General features: G+C 73.2%; 15 protein-coding genes. 10 read left to right on the top strand and 5 right to left on the bottom strand.

Annotation, left to right across the window (positions count from 1 at the left end; translation table 11 throughout):
- The first annotated feature begins 55 nt into the window (after positions 1-55).
- From PZ894_RS11825 to PZ894_RS11795, 7 genes are all read left to right on the top strand, one after another.
- Positions 56-967, top strand: a complete 912-nt coding sequence (locus PZ894_RS11825; RefSeq protein ID WP_275744990.1) for a sugar ABC transporter permease — start codon at positions 56-58, stop codon at positions 965-967.
- Positions 967-1,806 (top strand): carbohydrate ABC transporter permease, encoded by an 840-nt coding sequence (locus tag PZ894_RS11820; RefSeq protein WP_275744989.1) that lies wholly within the window; start codon positions 967-969, stop codon positions 1,804-1,806. The genes PZ894_RS11825 and PZ894_RS11820 overlap by 1 nt, the downstream gene beginning before the upstream one ends.
- Positions 1,803-3,203, top strand: a complete 1,401-nt coding sequence (locus PZ894_RS11815; RefSeq protein WP_275744988.1) for a glycoside hydrolase family 3 N-terminal domain-containing protein — start codon at positions 1,803-1,805, stop codon at positions 3,201-3,203. Before PZ894_RS11820 ends, PZ894_RS11815 begins: the two co-directional genes overlap by 4 nt.
- The gene (locus PZ894_RS11810) at positions 3,200-4,093 is read left to right on the top strand and encodes an ROK family protein (RefSeq protein WP_275744987.1); all 894 of its coding nucleotides are present in this window, start codon (positions 3,200-3,202) and stop codon (positions 4,091-4,093) included. The genes PZ894_RS11815 and PZ894_RS11810 overlap by 4 nt, the downstream gene beginning before the upstream one ends.
- A gap of 184 nt (positions 4,094-4,277) precedes the next feature.
- Positions 4,278-5,219 carry an amidohydrolase family protein gene (locus PZ894_RS11805; protein ID WP_275744986.1) on the top strand — a complete coding sequence of 314 codons (942 nt, stop codon included), beginning with the start codon at positions 4,278-4,280 and terminating at the stop codon, positions 5,217-5,219.
- Positions 5,219-6,004: a glucosamine-6-phosphate deaminase gene (locus PZ894_RS11800; protein ID WP_275744984.1), complete on the top strand. Its 786-nt coding sequence runs from the start codon at positions 5,219-5,221 to the stop codon at positions 6,002-6,004. The genes PZ894_RS11805 and PZ894_RS11800 overlap by 1 nt, the downstream gene beginning before the upstream one ends.
- A gap of 153 nt (positions 6,005-6,157) precedes the next feature.
- Entirely contained in the window at positions 6,158-6,643 is a 486-nt protein-coding gene (locus PZ894_RS11795) for a diadenosine tetraphosphate hydrolase (protein WP_275744982.1), read from the top strand.
- On the opposite strand, the gene PZ894_RS11790 is transcribed toward PZ894_RS11795, so the two are convergent.
- Entirely contained in the window at positions 6,623-7,516 is an 894-nt protein-coding gene (locus tag PZ894_RS11790; protein ID WP_275745769.1) for a WYL domain-containing protein, read from the bottom strand. The two genes, PZ894_RS11795 and PZ894_RS11790, sit on opposite strands and share 21 nt — an antisense overlap.
- A gap of 54 nt (positions 7,517-7,570) precedes the next feature.
- Between PZ894_RS11790 and PZ894_RS11785 the strand changes: the two genes are divergently transcribed.
- Positions 7,571-8,125 carry a DUF664 domain-containing protein gene (locus PZ894_RS11785; RefSeq protein ID WP_275744981.1) on the top strand — a complete coding sequence of 185 codons (555 nt, stop codon included), beginning with the start codon at positions 7,571-7,573 and terminating at the stop codon, positions 8,123-8,125.
- Between the two features lies 1 nt (position 8,126).
- On the opposite strand, the gene PZ894_RS11780 is transcribed toward PZ894_RS11785, so the two are convergent.
- Complete coding sequence (locus PZ894_RS11780) at positions 8,127-9,290, bottom strand: PucR family transcriptional regulator (protein ID WP_275744979.1); 1,164 nt, start codon at positions 9,288-9,290, stop codon at positions 8,127-8,129.
- Between the two features lie 92 nt (positions 9,291-9,382).
- Here PZ894_RS11780 and PZ894_RS11775 point away from each other — a divergent pair, with 92 nt between their 5' ends.
- Together PZ894_RS11775 and PZ894_RS11770 are read left to right on the top strand one after the other, a co-directional pair.
- Positions 9,383-10,522 carry a ferredoxin reductase gene (locus PZ894_RS11775; RefSeq protein WP_275744977.1) on the top strand — a complete coding sequence of 380 codons (1,140 nt, stop codon included), beginning with the start codon at positions 9,383-9,385 and terminating at the stop codon, positions 10,520-10,522.
- Between the two features lies 1 nt (position 10,523).
- Positions 10,524-11,759: an acyl-CoA desaturase gene (locus PZ894_RS11770; RefSeq protein WP_275744976.1), complete on the top strand. Its 1,236-nt coding sequence runs from the start codon at positions 10,524-10,526 to the stop codon at positions 11,757-11,759.
- 6 nt (positions 11,760-11,765) lie between these two features.
- On the opposite strand, the gene PZ894_RS11765 is transcribed toward PZ894_RS11770, so the two are convergent.
- From PZ894_RS11765 to PZ894_RS11755, 3 genes are read right to left on the bottom strand one after another with little or no spacing between them, the layout of a single operon-like run.
- Positions 11,766-12,758 (bottom strand): LacI family DNA-binding transcriptional regulator, encoded by a 993-nt coding sequence (locus PZ894_RS11765; RefSeq protein ID WP_275744975.1) that lies wholly within the window; start codon positions 12,756-12,758, stop codon positions 11,766-11,768.
- Positions 12,759-12,792: 34 nt separating this feature from the next.
- Positions 12,793-13,962, bottom strand: coding sequence for an MFS transporter (locus tag PZ894_RS11760; RefSeq protein WP_275744973.1), 1,170 nt, complete (start codon positions 13,960-13,962; stop codon positions 12,793-12,795).
- Positions 13,959-14,861 (bottom strand): hypothetical protein, encoded by a 903-nt coding sequence (locus tag PZ894_RS11755; protein ID WP_275744972.1) that lies wholly within the window; start codon positions 14,859-14,861, stop codon positions 13,959-13,961. The genes PZ894_RS11760 and PZ894_RS11755 overlap by 4 nt, the downstream gene beginning before the upstream one ends.
- Between the last annotated feature and the right edge of the window lie 95 nt (positions 14,862-14,956).

Genomic DNA, 14,956 nt, shown 5'->3' with positions numbered 1-14,956 from the left:
CGCCGCCCCGGCCGTGCCGCGCCCGGACGCCCCGACAGACCAGCGAGGAGGACTCATGAGTGACCGCGCACCGCGCCGACGTCGTACGCCGTTGCCGTACGCGCTCCTGCTGCCCGCCGTCGCCGCTCTGGCCCTGGCGCTCGGCTACCCGCTGGTGCGCCAGGTCGTCCTCTCGTTCCAGGACTTCGGACTGGCCCAGCAGTTCGGCCAGCCGCCGACCTGGATCGGCGTCGACAACTACCGCGACCTGATCACCGACCCCTACCTGTGGCGGGTCACGCTCCGCTCCCTCGCCTTCTGCCTCGTCAACGCCGCCGTGACGATGGCGATCGGTGTCGGCCTGGCGCTGCTGATGCGGCACATGGCCAAGGGGGTGCGCGTCCTCGTGCAGACCGGGCTGCTGCTGGCCTGGGCGATGCCGGTCGTCGCCTCGCTCACCGTGTGGCAGTGGCTCTTCGACACGCAGTACGGCGTCATCAACTACCTGCTGACCGAGCTGGGCTTCGACTTCGTCGGCCATCCCTGGCTGCTCCGCCCGCTGTCGTTCTTCTTCGTCGCGACCGTGATCGTGGTGTGGATGAGCGTGCCGTTCGTCGCCTTCACGGTCTACGCCGCGCTGACGCAGGTGTCCGAGGACATGGTCGAGGCGGCGGAGATCGACGGGGCCGGTGCCTTGCAGCGGCTGCGTCACGTCGTGCTCCCGGCCATCCGGCCGGTGCTGCTCGTCGTGGGACTGCTCCAGGTCATCTGGGACCTGCGGGTCTTCACGCAGATCTTCATCCTCCAGCAGGCCGGCGGGTCGACCCGTGACACCAACCTGCTGGGCACCTACATCTACCGGCTCGGGATCGGCGGCGGCGAGTTCGGCATGGCGGCCGCCGTCGCGATCTTCATGCTGGCGTTGACGGTCATCCTCACCGCGCCGTACGTGCGCGCCATGCTCAAGCAGGAGAGGGAATCACTCTGATGGCCCGCGCTCCCCGCCGCTCGCTGCGGATCACCGCCAACGTGCTGGGCGTGATCGCCTTCCTGATCGCGATCTTCCCGGTCTACTGGATGGTCAACAGCTCGTTCCTGGCGCGCAACGAGATCCGCAACCCTGTGCCGACCTGGGTGCCCTTCGGCGGCGACCTCGACAACTACCGCACGGTCTTCGCGACCGACCAGTTCGTCAACGCGCTGAAGATGAGCCTGATGGTGACGGTGCTGACGATCGCCGTCGCCCTGGCGTTCGCCTTCGTCGCGGCGGTCGCCGTGTCGCGCTTCCGCTTCCGTGGTCGGATGTCGTTCATCATCACTCTGCTGGTGATCCAGATGATCCCCGTGGAGGGCCTCTTCATCTCCCAGTACAAGATGCTGGAGACGATGGACCTGCTCAACACCGTCATCGGACTGTCGCTGGTCTACGTCTCGCTCGTGCTGCCCTTCACGATCTGGACCCTGCGCGGCTTCGTCGCCGGGGTGCCCTACGAGCTCGAGGAGGCCGCGATGATGGACGGCTGCTCGCGGACGCAGGCCTTCTTCCGGATCACCTTCCCGCTGCTCGCGCCCGGTCTCGTGGCGACCGGCGTCTTCGGCTTCATCCAGGCGTGGAACGAGTTCACCCTGGCCCTGGTCGTGATGACCCGCGAGGACCAGCGCACGCTGCCGCTGTGGCTCTCGACGTTCACCGACGTCAACCGCGGCACGGACTGGGGCGGCATCATGGCCGGGTCCACGCTGATCGCGATCCCGGTCGTGGTCTTCTTCCTGATCGTGCAGGGCCGCATGGTCGGCGGCCTGACCTCCGGCGCGGTGAAGGGATGACCACCACCCCCATGACGGACACCCCACTCGAGACGCTGGCGCTCGCGGTGCAGCTGCCGGCCTTCGCCGGCACCTCCTTGCCCGCGGAGTACGCCGCGCTGCTCGCCGAGGGCCTCGGCGGCGTCTGCTACTTCGGCAGCAACACCGCCGACGGCCCGGAGGCGGTGGCGCGGCTGAGCGCGGCGATCCGCGCCGCCAACCCGCACGCGGTCATCGCGGTCGACGAGGAGGGCGGCGACGTCACCCGCCTGCACGCCGTCGACGGCAGCCCAGTGCTCGGCCCCGCCGCACTCGGTGCCGCCGACGATCTCGAGCTCACCCGCGAGACCGGCCGCGCCATCGGCGCCGAGCTGGCCGCGGTGGGGGTCAACCTCAACTTCGGGCCGGTCGCCGACGTCAACAGCAACCCCGACAACCCGGTCATCGGCACGCGGAGCTTCGGCACCGAGGCCGGCGCGGTGGCCGCCCAGGTCGCCGCCTGGGTAGGCGGTCACCAGGAGGCCGGCGCCGCCGCCTGCGCCAAGCACTTCCCGGGTCACGGCGACACCGCCCAGGACAGCCACCTCGAGCTGCCGACGGTCGACGCCGACCCGGCGACCCTGCGGGCCCGCGAGCTGGTGCCGTTCGCCGCGGTCGTCGAGGCCCGGGTCGCGGCCGTGATGACCTCGCACATCGTCGTACCCGCCCTCGACCCCGACCTCCCCGGCACGCTGAGCGCACCGGTGCTCGGGCTGCTGCGCGACGAGCTCGGGTACGACGGCGTGATCGTCAGCGACGCCCTCGACATGGCCGGCGCCTCGGCCGGGCGGGGGATCCCCGAGGCGGCCGTGCTGTCGCTGGCCGCCGGCGCCGACCTGCTCTGCATCGGTCCGGATAAGCCCGCGTCGCTGGTGCGCCGCACGCAGGCCGCGATCGTGGCCGCCGTCCACGACGGCCGGCTGTCGCGCGCGCGCCTGGAGTCGGCGGCCGCGCGCATCGCGCGGATGCTCGACGAGCTCTCGCCGGTGACGGCGTACGACATCGACGCGGAGCGGCAGCGTGCCGCCGCCCGCCGCGCGGTCACGGTGGAGGGAGAGCTTCCCGACCTGCGGGACGCCGTCGTCGTCAGCGTCGAGACCGCCGCCAACATCGCCGTCGGCGAGGTCCCGTGGGGTCTGGTGCCCGACAGGACGCTGACTCCCGGCGAGCCGCTGGAGGTCGACCCACCGGTGATCCTCCAGGTGCGCGACGCGCATCGGCGACCGGAGATCGTGACCGACGGCGCCGCCGTCGTCGTCGAGTGGGGCTGGCCGGGACCGTACGACGGACCGCTGCCCCGGATCCTGACTCGCGGCTACTCTCGTCCGATGGCGGCCGCGGTGACCGAGCTGCTGCGAGAGGCAGGGTGGAGCCGGTGAAGCTCGGGCTGGACATCGGAGCGACCAAGACCCTCGGCGTCGTGCTCGACGCCGACGGCAAGATCCGGGCGGAGGTCCGGGAGCGGACCGCGCCCGGGGCCGACGGTGTCGTGGAGTCGGCCGGTCGTGTGGTCGACGCCCTCCGCGCCGCGACCGGCGATCCACTGACCGGTCCGGTCGGAGTGGGCATCCCCGGGCTGGTCGACGTCGAACAGGGCGCGGTCAAGCACGCCGTCAACCTCGGTCTCGACGGCGACTTCGTGCCGCTCGGCGACCTGCTCGGCGAGCGACTGGGCCTGCGCGCCGTCGTCGAGAACGACGTCAACGCCGCCGCCCTCGGCGCGGCGGCGCTCAGCGGGGAGAGCGACCTGGTCTACGTGAGCATCGGCACCGGCCTCGCCGCCGGGCTGGTGCTCGACGGCGTGCTCCGCCGCGGCGAGCACGGTGCGGCCGGCGAGATCGGTCACCTGCCGGTCGACCCGCACGGCGCGATCTGCTCCTGCGGACAGCGCGGCTGCCTCGAGACGATCGCCTCCGGGTCGGCCATCGCCGCGGTGTGGCCGTCCGACGACGTCCCCCCGGCGCAGGCGCTCTTCGCGGCGGCCCAGGCCGGCGACCCGAAGGCGGTCCAGCTGCGCGACGACTTCGCGGCCGGGGTCGCGAGTGCGGTGCGCGCCCTCGGCCTGACTGTCGACCCGGCGGCCGTCGTCCTCGGCGGCGGCGTCGCCCAGCTCGGTGAGCCGCTCCGCGTCGCGGTCGCGCAGGCCCTGCTCGACCAGGCGTCCGGCTCGCCGTTCCTCGCCTCGCTCGACCTCGCCGGACGCGTCCGCGTGGTGCCCGCCGACCATCCCGTGGCCGCCGTGGGCGCCGCGCTGCTGGGGGAACGATGAGCGGGCGGCCACCGGCCGGCGGTGGCTCCGCCACGCCTTCGTTCAGGAGTGCGGTGGACATCGCAGCGCCGCCGGGGGCGTCCGCACCGCGGCGGTGGCGTATCCACCTGTCGGCCTCGAGACTCGGTGGATATCCCACCGCCGCCCGCGCCACCGCGGTCGACGCCGCGCAGTGGGGGGAGCGATGACGACCATCCCCGGACTCGTCGACATCCAGGTCAACGGCGCGGCCGGCATCGACCTGACCGACGAGCCGCACCGGCTGTGGGAGGTCGCGGCCGCGCTGCCGGCGCACGGCGTGGTCGCGTTCGTCCCGACCGTCATCACCAGCGATCCGGCGGCGCGAGAACGGGCGCTGGCGACGTTCGCCGCCGGCCCGCCCGCCGGGTGGTCGGGAGCCGAGCCGCTCGGCCTCCACTTCGAGGGGCCGATGATCGCCCCGGCCCGCAAGGGCGCCCACCCGGAGCACTGGCTGCGCCCGCCCTCGCTCGACATCGTCGACGGCTGGTCGCGCGAGGCCGGCGTCGTGATCGCCACGATCGCCCCCGAGCTGCCCGGCGCGCTGGAGGTGATCGAGCGACTGGTCGACCGCGGCATCCTCGTGTCGGTCGGCCACACGGCCGCCGGGACCGCCGACGTCGTCGCCGCGGTCGAGGCCGGTGCGCGCTGGGTGACCCACCTGGGCAACGCGATGGCGCCGATGCTGCCCCGCGAGCCCGGACCCGTGGGCGTCGCGCTCGGCGGCGACGACCTCGCCGCGGGCCTGATCGTCGACGGCCACCACCTCGACCCCCACTTCGTGCGAGCAGCCTGGCGGGCGCTGGGACCGGAGCGGTTCGTCTCGGTCTCCGACACCACCGCCGCGCTCGGGCTGCCCGACGGACCGACCCGGCTCGGCGACCAGGACGTCGTCGTCGCCGGCGGCACCGTGCGGCTCGCCGACGGCACCCTCGCCGGCTCCGCGGCGTCCCTGCTCGACTGCCTGCGGGTCCTCGTCGCGCAGACCGGCTGCACGCTCGACGACGCCGTGGCCACCGCCACCACCACGCCTCTCGGACTCCTGGGTCTGCCTGCGCGCGAGGAGCGGATCCGGCTCACCGACGACCTGCGCCTGGCGGCCGACTGATGGAGGTCGTGCCGCTCTCGTCGGCCGCCGAGCTCGGCGCCGTCGCCGCCGACGCGATCGAGACGCTGGTGCGACGGCGCCCCGACGCCGTGCTCGGCCTGGCGACCGGGTCGAGCCCGCTCCCGGCGTACCAGGAGCTGATCCGGCGCCACGCGGCCGGCGCGGGCCCGTCGTACGACGCGGTGCGGTGCTTCACCCTCGACGAGTACGTCGGGCTGCCCGCCGGCCACCCGGAGACCTACCGCGAGACCATCTTCCGCGAGTGCACCGACGGGCTCGGCATCCCGCGGGCGCGGATCGCGAGCCCGGACCCGACGCCCGACGGCCTGCCCGAGGCGGGCGCTCGCTACGAGGCGGCGATCGAGGCCGCCGGTGGGGTGGACCTGCAGGTGCTCGGCATCGGCGCCGACGGCCACCTCGCCTTCAACGAGCCGGGCTCGTCGCTCGCGTCCGCGACCCGGATGAAGACACTCACCGCGCAGACCCGGCGGGACAACGCCCGCTTCTTCGGCTCGGTCGGCGACGTGCCGCGGCACGTGCTGACGCAGGGCCTCGGCACGATCCTGCGCGCCCGGCACCTGCTGCTCGTCGCCGCCGGCGCGGCCAAGGCCGCCGCGGTCGCCGCCGCCGTCGAGGGCCCGGTCTCCGCGTCCTGCCCCGCGTCCGTGCTCCAGCTGCACCCGCACGCCACCGTGCTGCTCGACCCCGACGCCGCCTCCCGGCTCGCCCGGCTCGACTACTACCGCGAGGTGTACGCCGGGAAGCCTGCCTGGCAGGGGATCTGAGCGGCGCGGTGGGTGCGGGAATACCCGGTGCACCGGGTATTCCCGCACTTCTGCGGCACCGCAACACCCGAGAAGCGCAGGCACACCCCGAGAAGTCCGCACGCGTCGACGAGCCGGGCCGGCCCCGAGCAAGCGGGCCGTAGGCTCACGGCCGTGACCGACGACTTCCGCCACGACCGCGTGGGTACGGCGCTGGCCGGCACGAACCCGATGGTGCTGAGGAGGATGCGGGCGGGGTACGCCGTGATCGCCGACGTGCAGCACCTGCCGGGCTACTGCGTGCTGATCTCCGACACCCCCGGCGTCGACCAGCTGACCGACCTGACGCCGGACCGGCAGCTGCTCTTCCTCGAGGACATGGCCCTCCTCGGCCGGGCCGTGTCGGCGGTGTGCGCCCGGCGCGACCCGCAGTTCAGGCGGATCAACCTCGAGATCCAGGGCAACACCGACGCGTTCCTGCACGCCCACGTCACGCCGCGCTACCACTGGGAGCCCGACGACATCGTCGGGTGGCCGGCCGCGCTCCACCACTGGACGAAGCGGGTCGGTCCGGAGCACGCCACGGGCCCCGAGCACGACGAGCTGCGGGCGGAGCTCCGCACCGAGCTCGACCGGCAGCTACGACTCGTCGGCGGCTGACGACAGCCGCCCGGACAGGTCGCGGAGGGCCCGACGCAGCTCGGGCGATCCGACGACCCGGAACGTCACCGGGACGGCAGCGAGCCGTCGGGCGTACCAGTCCGGGTCATCGGTCGTGGCCACCATCCGCGTCCGGTCGTCCTCGACAGCCTCGAGCCGGGCCAGGCTGGGCGGCACCCACCGACGCACCCACGTGGGCGGCGCGTCGACCAGCACCTCCACGCCGTACCGCCAGCCCTGCGAGAAGTGCTCCTCGATCGTGCGCACGGCGTCGAGGTCCTGCGGTGGCGAGAAGCTCCCCGGCAGCACGGCGGCGTCCTCGACCCGGTCGGCGCGCAGCACCCGCTGCGCGCCGCGGCTGCGCGACCAGCAGAGCAGGTACCACCGGCTGTGTCGCAGGACGACGGCCCACGGCTCGACCTCCATCGCCGAGGTGCGGGCGCCGATCCGGTAGGACAGTCGGAGCGGGTGGCTCGCCGCGCACGCCGCGAGCAGCCGCTCGAGGTGCCCGTGCGGCGTCGCGTGCCCGCTCGGACGCGGGCTCGGTACGACGACGCGCTCGGGCAGCGAGCGCAGGATCTTCGCCAACGCCCCGCCGACGACGTCGGAGGGGTCGGCCGCGCCCGGATGCCCCTCGAGCGTGGCCATCACCAGCCCGGCGGCCTCGGCCGCCGTGAACATCAGCGGCGGCAGCCGCAGCCCGCGGCCGACCCGGTAGCCGCCGTACGGTCCGCTCACCGACTCGATCGGCAGGTCGGCCTCCCGCAGGATCGCGACGTAGCGCCGCGCGGCCCGGCCGGTGACGCCCAGCCCGACGCCGAGGTCGTCGGCGGTGATGCCGGGGCGCGCCTGGATGAGCTCGAGAGCGCGCAGCGCCCGCGAGGTCGGGGAAGCAGATCGTCCGGGAATGGTCCTAGTGTGCCGGACATGAGCGAGCTGAGCATCAGGAACGAGCCCCCACTGGCCGGCAGCGAGGTCGAGGCCCTCCTCGGTGCCCTGGAGCGGCTGCGCGGCTACCTGCTGTGGAAGTGCGGCGGGCTCGACGCCGCCGGCATCCGGGCGACGCTCGGACCCTCGAGCCTCACCCTGGGCGGGCTGCTCAAGCACCTGTCCGCGGTCGAGGCGATCACGTTCGCGTGGAAGCTGCACGGGCGCCGGCCGTTCGCGCCGTTCGACCAGGCAGACTGGGACGACCCCGACTGGCACTTCCGGGTCGAGGACGACGACACCCCGGAGTCGCTCGAGGCGCTCTTCGAGGAGTCGGTCGCGCAGGGTCGCGCGCTGGTCGCCGAGGCCATTGCCGCGGGTGGGCTCGACTTCGCCGCCGACGTGAGCGACGACGAGGGCAACCACGTCAACGCCCGCCGCCTGGTCTGCGACATGATCGAGGAGTACGGGCGGCACGTCGGCCACGCCGACCTGATCCGCGAGTCGGTCGACGGGCTGGTCGGCGAGGACCCGCCGGACGACCGACGCCCGTGAGTCAGCCCAGCGCCACCGTCAGGGCCAGCACGTACGACGGGTCGTCGAGCCGGTCGCCGTAGAGCTCCCGCAGCTGACCCATCCGGTAGCGCACCGTCTGCGGGTGCACGAAGAGGTCGGCCGCCACCTGGTCGCGGCGACCGTGGTGCAGCACCCACGAGCGCAGCGTGTCGGTGAGCTTCTCGGCGGTCCCGGGGCGCAGGTCCGACAGCGGCGCGAGCACCTGCGCGCGCAGGTCCGCGCGGGCGGCGGGATCGGCCTCCAGCACGAGCGGCACCAGGTGCGCCTCGGTGTCGAGGTCGAGTCCCGCGGCGCGCGCCCGCAGGGCCCGGTCGTAGGAGGCGCGCACCTCGAGCCACGGCCGCGGCGGCCCCGCGGTGCAGCCGCGGGTGCCGAGCGTGCGCAGCAGCGCCGCACGCCGGTGGCCGTGCGCGTCGGGCACCAGCAGGAGCACGGCCTCGTCGAGCTCGGGCGGCTCGGTCGCCGCGATCGTGCCCGGAGAGACCGCGGCGAGCACGGGCCGCACCTGCGCCTCGGGCACGATGACGGCGGTCAGCGTTTTCGGCGGCTCCCACCCGGCGCGCTCGGCTGCCGCCAGGACGGCGCCCGACGGTGCCCCGCTGAGCAGCTGGTGGGCGATCCGCTCGAGGCGGCGCTGCCGCACCCGCCCCGTCGTGGCGAGCTCGTCGGTGTGGCCGGCCACGCTGGCGGCGGAGAGCTCGTCGATGTAGGCGAAGACCAGCTCCGCGAAGGCCGCCAGGGTCTCGCCGTCGAGCCCGTTGCGCACCGCGGTCGTCGACATCTCACGCCAGGAGACCCGGGCGCCGATGCGGTACGCCGCGAGCAGCGCCTCGGTCGTCCGGCCGCTCCGGGCCTCGCCGCGACCGAGCTGGTAGGCGCCGTCGACCGCCGGCGCGGTCGGCGTCGACTGGTCCGCGCCGCGCTTGCCGCTCGCCAGCGAGAGGAATCCGCCCAGCGCGAGCTGCACCGCGTTGCGGATGGTCTGGCCCATCGGTCCGCTGAACGCGTCGGTGTAGCTGGGCACCTCCTCGATGATCGCCGCGACGACGTGCTCGGCGACGTCGGGCAGCTCGGCGCGCATCCGCTCCACCGCCTTCGGCGGCAGGCGCAGGCGGTGGTCGGCGGTGTGCCGCGCGGTGGTCATTGGCTCATTTTGTCATCTGCGAACAACTGTGAGCCAGATCTTCACGTCCTGTGGTCATGATCTTGCATCCAGGTGCCAGCAGACTGGTGGTCATGAGCATCGCCGTCCCGTCTGCGACGACCCGCTCCGGTCTCGGCCGGTCGACCCGGCTCCGGGCCGTGCGGGACGGGCTGCGCCGGGTCGCGGAGTCGGCCGTGACGCCGCTCGAGCTCAGCGACGTGCTCGACGTCTTCCACCCGCTGCGCCGCGGGGCCGATCTGCGCGCGCGCATCGTCGAGGTCCGGCCCGAGACCCACCAGTCGGCGACCATCGTGCTCCAGCCCGGGCGCGACTGGGCCGGTCACGTGCCGGGGCAGTACGTCCGCGTGGGCGTCGACGTCGACGGCGTCCGCCTCTGGCGCACGTACTCGCTCACCCACGGCCCGCGCGCCGACCGCCGGATCAGCGTCACCGTCAAGGCGATCCCCGACGGCGTCGTCTCCAACCACCTCGTCCGGCGTGCGCAGCCGGGCCAGATGATCCAGCTGCACCAGGCCGAGGGCGAGTTCGTGCTGCCGCAGCCGATCCCCGACAAGCTGCTGCTCGTCACCGGCGGATCGGGCATCACCCCGGTCATCGGCATGCTCCGCAACCTCTTCCACCGCGCCGAGCGACCGGCGACCGACATCCTGCTGCTCCACTCCGCGATGTCGCGCAACGAGGTGATCTTCGGCGGCGAGCTGCGGCAGTACGACGAGGCCGGGTGGCTGCGGCTCGTCGAGATGCACACCGACACCCACGGCCTGCTCGACGTCGCGGAGCTCGACCGGATCGTTCCCGACCTGGCTGAGCGCACCGCCTACGCCTGCGGTCCTGCGGGCCTGCTGGACGCGCTCCAGGAGCACTACGACGAGCGCGGCATCGCGCTGGCCACCGAGCGCTTCCGTCCGCAGCTGGTCGAGGCCGCCGAAGGCGGCACCGTGACGTTCGCCGGCGGCACCGAGCTCGACGCCGACGGCGCGACCCCGATCCTCGACGCCGCCGAGAACGCCGGCGTCCTGATGCCCAGCGGCTGCCGGATGGGCATCTGCATGGGCTGTGTGCTGCCGCTGAAGGAGGGCGCGGTGCGCGACCTGCGCAACGGCGCGCTCACCGTCGCGGTGCCCGGCGAGACCGGCCCCGGCGGCGTACCGATCCAGACCTGCATCAATGCGGCCGCCGGGCCTTGCCACATCGACCACCAGGAGCGATGACATGACCGCCATCACGAAGAAGCCCGTGAACCCGACCGCCCACCTCACGCCGGAGGACATCGAGCAGATCGGCGTCGAGCTCGACGCGATCCGCCAGGAGGTCCTCGACACCCGCGGCGACCGCGACTCGGCGTACATCCGCAAGGTCGTCGACGTGCAGCGCCGCCTCGAGCTCGGCAGCCGGGCCGTGCTGCTCTTCTCGACGTTCCCGCCCGCGTGGGTGCTCGGCACGATGGGCCTGTCGGTCGCCAAGATCCTCGAGAACATGGAGATCGGCCACAACGTCATGCACGGCCAGTGGGACTGGATGCGCGACCCCAAGATCCACTCCACGACATGGGAGTGGGACAACGCCTCGACCGCCGACGGCTGGAAGCACTCCCACAACGAGATCCACCACACCTACACGAACATCGTCGGCAAGGACAACGACCTCGGCTACGGCATCATGCGCGTCGACGAGGACCAGCGCTGGCACCCGGCCCACCTCGCCCAGCCGCTGTGGAACTTCATCAACGCCTGCTTCTTCGAGTACGGCATCGCGGCGTACGACCTCGAGCTCGGCTACAACCTGCGGCTGCCGAAGGAGAAGCGGTCGGCGGAGTTCAGGCGCAACCTCAAGGGCACGCTGAAGAAGATCCGCAAGCAGGCCACCAAGGACTACGTCGTGCACCCGGCGCTGTCGATCCCGACCGGGTCGTTCCTGCCGACGCTGGCCGCGAACTTCACCGCCAACCTGGTGCGCAACCTGTGGTCGCACTCGGTGATCATGTGCGGTCACTTCCCCGAAGGGGTGGAGACCTTCGAGAGGAAGGCGATCCCGGACCGCGAGAGCCGCGGCGAGTGGTACGTGCGCCAGATGCTCGGCTCCGCCAACATCTCCGGGTCGAAGGCCATGCACATCATGACCGGCAACCTCTCGCACCAGATCGAGCACCACCTCTTCCCCGACCTGCCGAGCAACCGGTACGCCGAGATCGCCCCGAAGGTGAAGGCGCTCTTCGAGAAGTACGACCTCAACTACCACTCGGCGCCGCTGCCGCAGCAGGTCCACTCGGCCTGGCACAAGGTGGTCCGGCTGTCGCTGCCCAACGGCTGGCTGTCGACGACCGACCTCACCAACGTGCCGCAGCAGACCAAGCTGCTGTGGGCGATGAGCACCAAGGGCCCGAGGGTGCGTCGTGCCGCTCAGGCCCGCCTCGAGCAGCAGGCGCGGCGCCTCGCCAAGGCCGCCTGACCGTGATCAGCGCGGCGGCGCCGTGGAGCCTCGCACGACCAGGGTGAGCGGCAGCAGCACGGACCGGGACGGCCGGGTCGGGTCGGCGATGGCGTCGAGCAGCAGCCGGGCCGCCTCGCCGCCGATCTGCTGGTGCGGGACCGAGACCGTGGTGAGTGGCGGGCGCAGCTTGTCGAGGAACGGCATGTCGTTGAAGCCGACGACGCTGACGTCGCGCGGGCAGTCGATGTCGCGCTCGGCGAACACGTCGTAGCAGCCCAGCGCGATCAGGTCGTTGCCGGCCACGACCGCGGTGAACTCCGTGCCGCTGTCCAGCAGGGCGCGCAGGGCCGCGGCGCCGGCGTCCTCGCTCCAGTAGTCGCAGTGGGCGACCAGCGCGGGGTCGTCCTCCAGCCCCAGGTCGCGGACCGCGCTGCGGAAGGCGCGGGCCCGGACCAGCCCGGTGGAGGTGTTCAGCGGGCCGGCGAGATGGGCGATCCGGCGGTGGCCGAGCTCGACGAGGTGCCGGACGGCGAGCTCGATGCCCGTCGCGTCATCCGGCGTGATCGAGGGGACGTCGACGCTCTCGGGACGTCGGTTGACCATCACCATCAACACGCCCTCGCGGCGCAGCTGGCCGAGCAGCGGGTGGTCGAGGAGCGCGGTGGCGACGATCAGGCCCTCGACCTGCCGCGAGCGCAGTGACTCGATCTGCTGGCGCTCGCGGTGGGGGTCGTTGTCGGTGTTGACGATCAGACCGCTGTAGCCGGCGGGCTCGAGCACGTCCTCGATGCCGCGCACGATCGGCGGGAAGAGCGGGTTGGTCAGGTCGGGGATGACCAGCCCGACGGTGCCGGACTTCGCCGTCTTCAGGCCGCGGGCGATCGGGTTCGGCCGGTACCCGAGCGACTCGGCGACCTTGATGACGCGGCGTGCCGTCTCGGCGTTGACCAGTCCCCGCGTCGCCGGATTGAGCGCACGCGAGGCGGTGGCTGGGTGGACGCCCGCTGCGTCGGCCACGTCCCGGAGCGTCGGGGTCTGCACAAGGGGCATCCTAGGGTGCCCCGATCGACGGGCGGTGCCACCGGCGCCGCCGCCAGCTCGCCACCACGCCGAGCGGTACGGCGAGGGCGGCGTACATCGCGTAGATCAGTGAGAACCGGCCCTCGTCGACCAGTCCCGCGACGAGGACGGCGGCCAGGGCGCTGCCGACGAAGAGCGCTCCGGCGAAGAACGACACGACCGTCGCCCGTGCCTGCGGGAGCACCTCGGTGGCCCAGGTCTGCAGCGAGGAGTGCATCGACGTCCACGCCAGTCCGAGCAGCACCGCGACCGCCGCCGCCATCGGCGCCTCCTGCGAGATCGCGAGCAGCCCGCACCCGACGACGGCGCAACCGGCGCCGAAGCCGATCAGTCGCGCCGGGTGCCAGGAGCCGGCGAGACGACCGACGAGTCGGGATCCGAGGAACACCGACACGCCGTACACGCCGGTGACCGCGCCGGCGACCGCCGCGGTGGCGCCGGCGTCCTCGACCGCGGGCGGCAGCAACGTCAGGCCACCCAGGAGCACGGCGCCCTCGGCGAAGGCGAAGAGCAGCACCAGCAGCGTCACCGGCGAGCGGCGCACCGACCCGACCGCCTCGCGCACCGAGCCCGGTCGCAGGGCGGCGTCCGGCTCGGGCAGCCGCCGCAACGTCCACGACAGCACGACCGATGCGCCGCCGGTGATCACGAACGCGACCCGCCACGACGACACGTCGGCGAGCACGCCCGCGCCGACGGACGCGAGTGCGGTGCCGACCGCGACGCCGACCATCAGCCGGGCGATGTCGCGCTGCCGCTCGGAGATGGCCACCGTGTCGCCGACGTAGATCAGGGTCGAGGGGTACGCCGCGCCGAAGAAGCCGCCCGCGAGACCGCGGGTCACGGCGAGCGAGAGCGGCGACCACGCCGCCGCCGACAACAGGGAGAGCAGGCCCGCGGCGAGCAGCGTCAGCCGCATGGTGTGCACGCGACCCAGCCGGTCGGACACCGCGCCCCAGACCGGCTGGCACAGGCCGTAGACGAGGAAGTACGCGCCCGCCGCCTGGACGATCTCGCTCAGCGGTGCGCCGAGGCCGGCGGCGATGGCCACCAGCATCGGCGGCATCGCGAACCGGTCGAGCGTGCTGACGAACGTCGTGGCCTGCAGCCGCCGCAGGCTGGTGGTCTGGGCGGTCCTCACCTGTGCACCAGGCCGGAGTCCTCGTCGAGAGCGGCGTCGAGCACGTCGCCGCCGTCCGGCCCGGGGTTCGGGAGGTAGGTGCTGCGCAGGCGCACGAGCGTCTTTAGCGCGGCGCGGTCGGCGACGCCGTCGGGCACCAGGCCGTCGCGCGGGTCGCGCAACCGGTCGACGTAGCGTCGCGCGAGCTCGTCGTCGAGGCCGAGCCGGCGACCGGCCGACGCGGCCACCTCGGTGTCGAGCCCGCCGGCGACGATGGTGTGGGCGGTCTCGAGCAGGGCCGACGCCAGCCGCCGGGCGGCGTCGAGGCGCGCCGAGCCGGACACGGCGACGACCGTCCCGAGGTACGGCGAGAGCCGATCGGCCACCGACGCCAGCCGCACGCAGCCGTGCTGCTCGGCGACCAGCTCGTTGCCGGCGTTGAGCATCGTGGCGGTGCAGTCCCCGGCCAGCAGCGCCTCGAGGCGTCGTGGGGTCGACCCGAGGGCGACCAGCTCGTAGGCGTCACGGTGCACGCCGAGCGAGTCGGCGAGGGCGTAGAGCGCGAGCGCGAAGCCGGACGTGGCCACGTCGACCCCGACCCGGGCACCGGCGAGGTCGGCCGGCGCCGACCCCGGACGTCCGTAGAGGCCCAGCCCCATCCCGCGGTCGATCGCGGCGACGATGCGCACGTCGGCCAGCTCGCCCAGGGGGTTGCGCGGGTCGAAGCGGTAGGCGAGCGCGTTGTCGGGACTGGTCAGCGCGACGTCCAGCCCGCCGTCGAGCAAGGACCGGAACTGCGCCGGTGACGACGCGACGGCGACCTCGTCGACGTCGAGGCCGTGGTTGGTGAGGCGGCCGGTGGACCGCGCCACGTCGAGCAGGAGCGACGGAGTGAACGAGCCGACCACGATGCGAGCCACCCGCGCACCGTAGCGGATTGTGCAGTCGATTGCAGCAGCGGGCTTCCGAGGCGCCGGCGGCTTGACATTCCGAGTCGGAGGCAGGACGCTGCAGT

The organism is Nocardioides sp. YIM 152315, assembly GCF_029210375.1.
Lineage (GTDB): Bacteria > Actinomycetota > Actinomycetes > Propionibacteriales > Nocardioidaceae > Nocardioides.
This window is presented reverse-complemented; position numbering and strand designations above follow the sequence as displayed.

Coding starts and splice junctions, on each gene's coding strand:
- PZ894_RS11825 (WP_275744990.1), top strand. CDS start 56: ATGAGTGACCGCGCACCGCGCCGACGTCGTACGCCGTTGCCGTACGCG.
- PZ894_RS11820 (WP_275744989.1), top strand. CDS start 967: ATGGCCCGCGCTCCCCGCCGCTCGCTGCGGATCACCGCCAACGTGCTG.
- PZ894_RS11815 (WP_275744988.1), top strand. CDS start 1,803: ATGACCACCACCCCCATGACGGACACCCCACTCGAGACGCTGGCGCTC.
- PZ894_RS11805 (WP_275744986.1), top strand. CDS start 4,278: ATGACGACCATCCCCGGACTCGTCGACATCCAGGTCAACGGCGCGGCC.
- PZ894_RS11800 (WP_275744984.1), top strand. CDS start 5,219: ATGGAGGTCGTGCCGCTCTCGTCGGCCGCCGAGCTCGGCGCCGTCGCC.
- PZ894_RS11785 (WP_275744981.1), top strand. CDS start 7,571: ATGAGCGAGCTGAGCATCAGGAACGAGCCCCCACTGGCCGGCAGCGAG.
- PZ894_RS11780 (WP_275744979.1), bottom strand. CDS start 9,290: ATGACCACCGCGCGGCACACCGCCGACCACCGCCTGCGCCTGCCGCCG.
- PZ894_RS11775 (WP_275744977.1), top strand. CDS start 9,383: ATGAGCATCGCCGTCCCGTCTGCGACGACCCGCTCCGGTCTCGGCCGG.
- PZ894_RS11770 (WP_275744976.1), top strand. CDS start 10,524: ATGACCGCCATCACGAAGAAGCCCGTGAACCCGACCGCCCACCTCACG.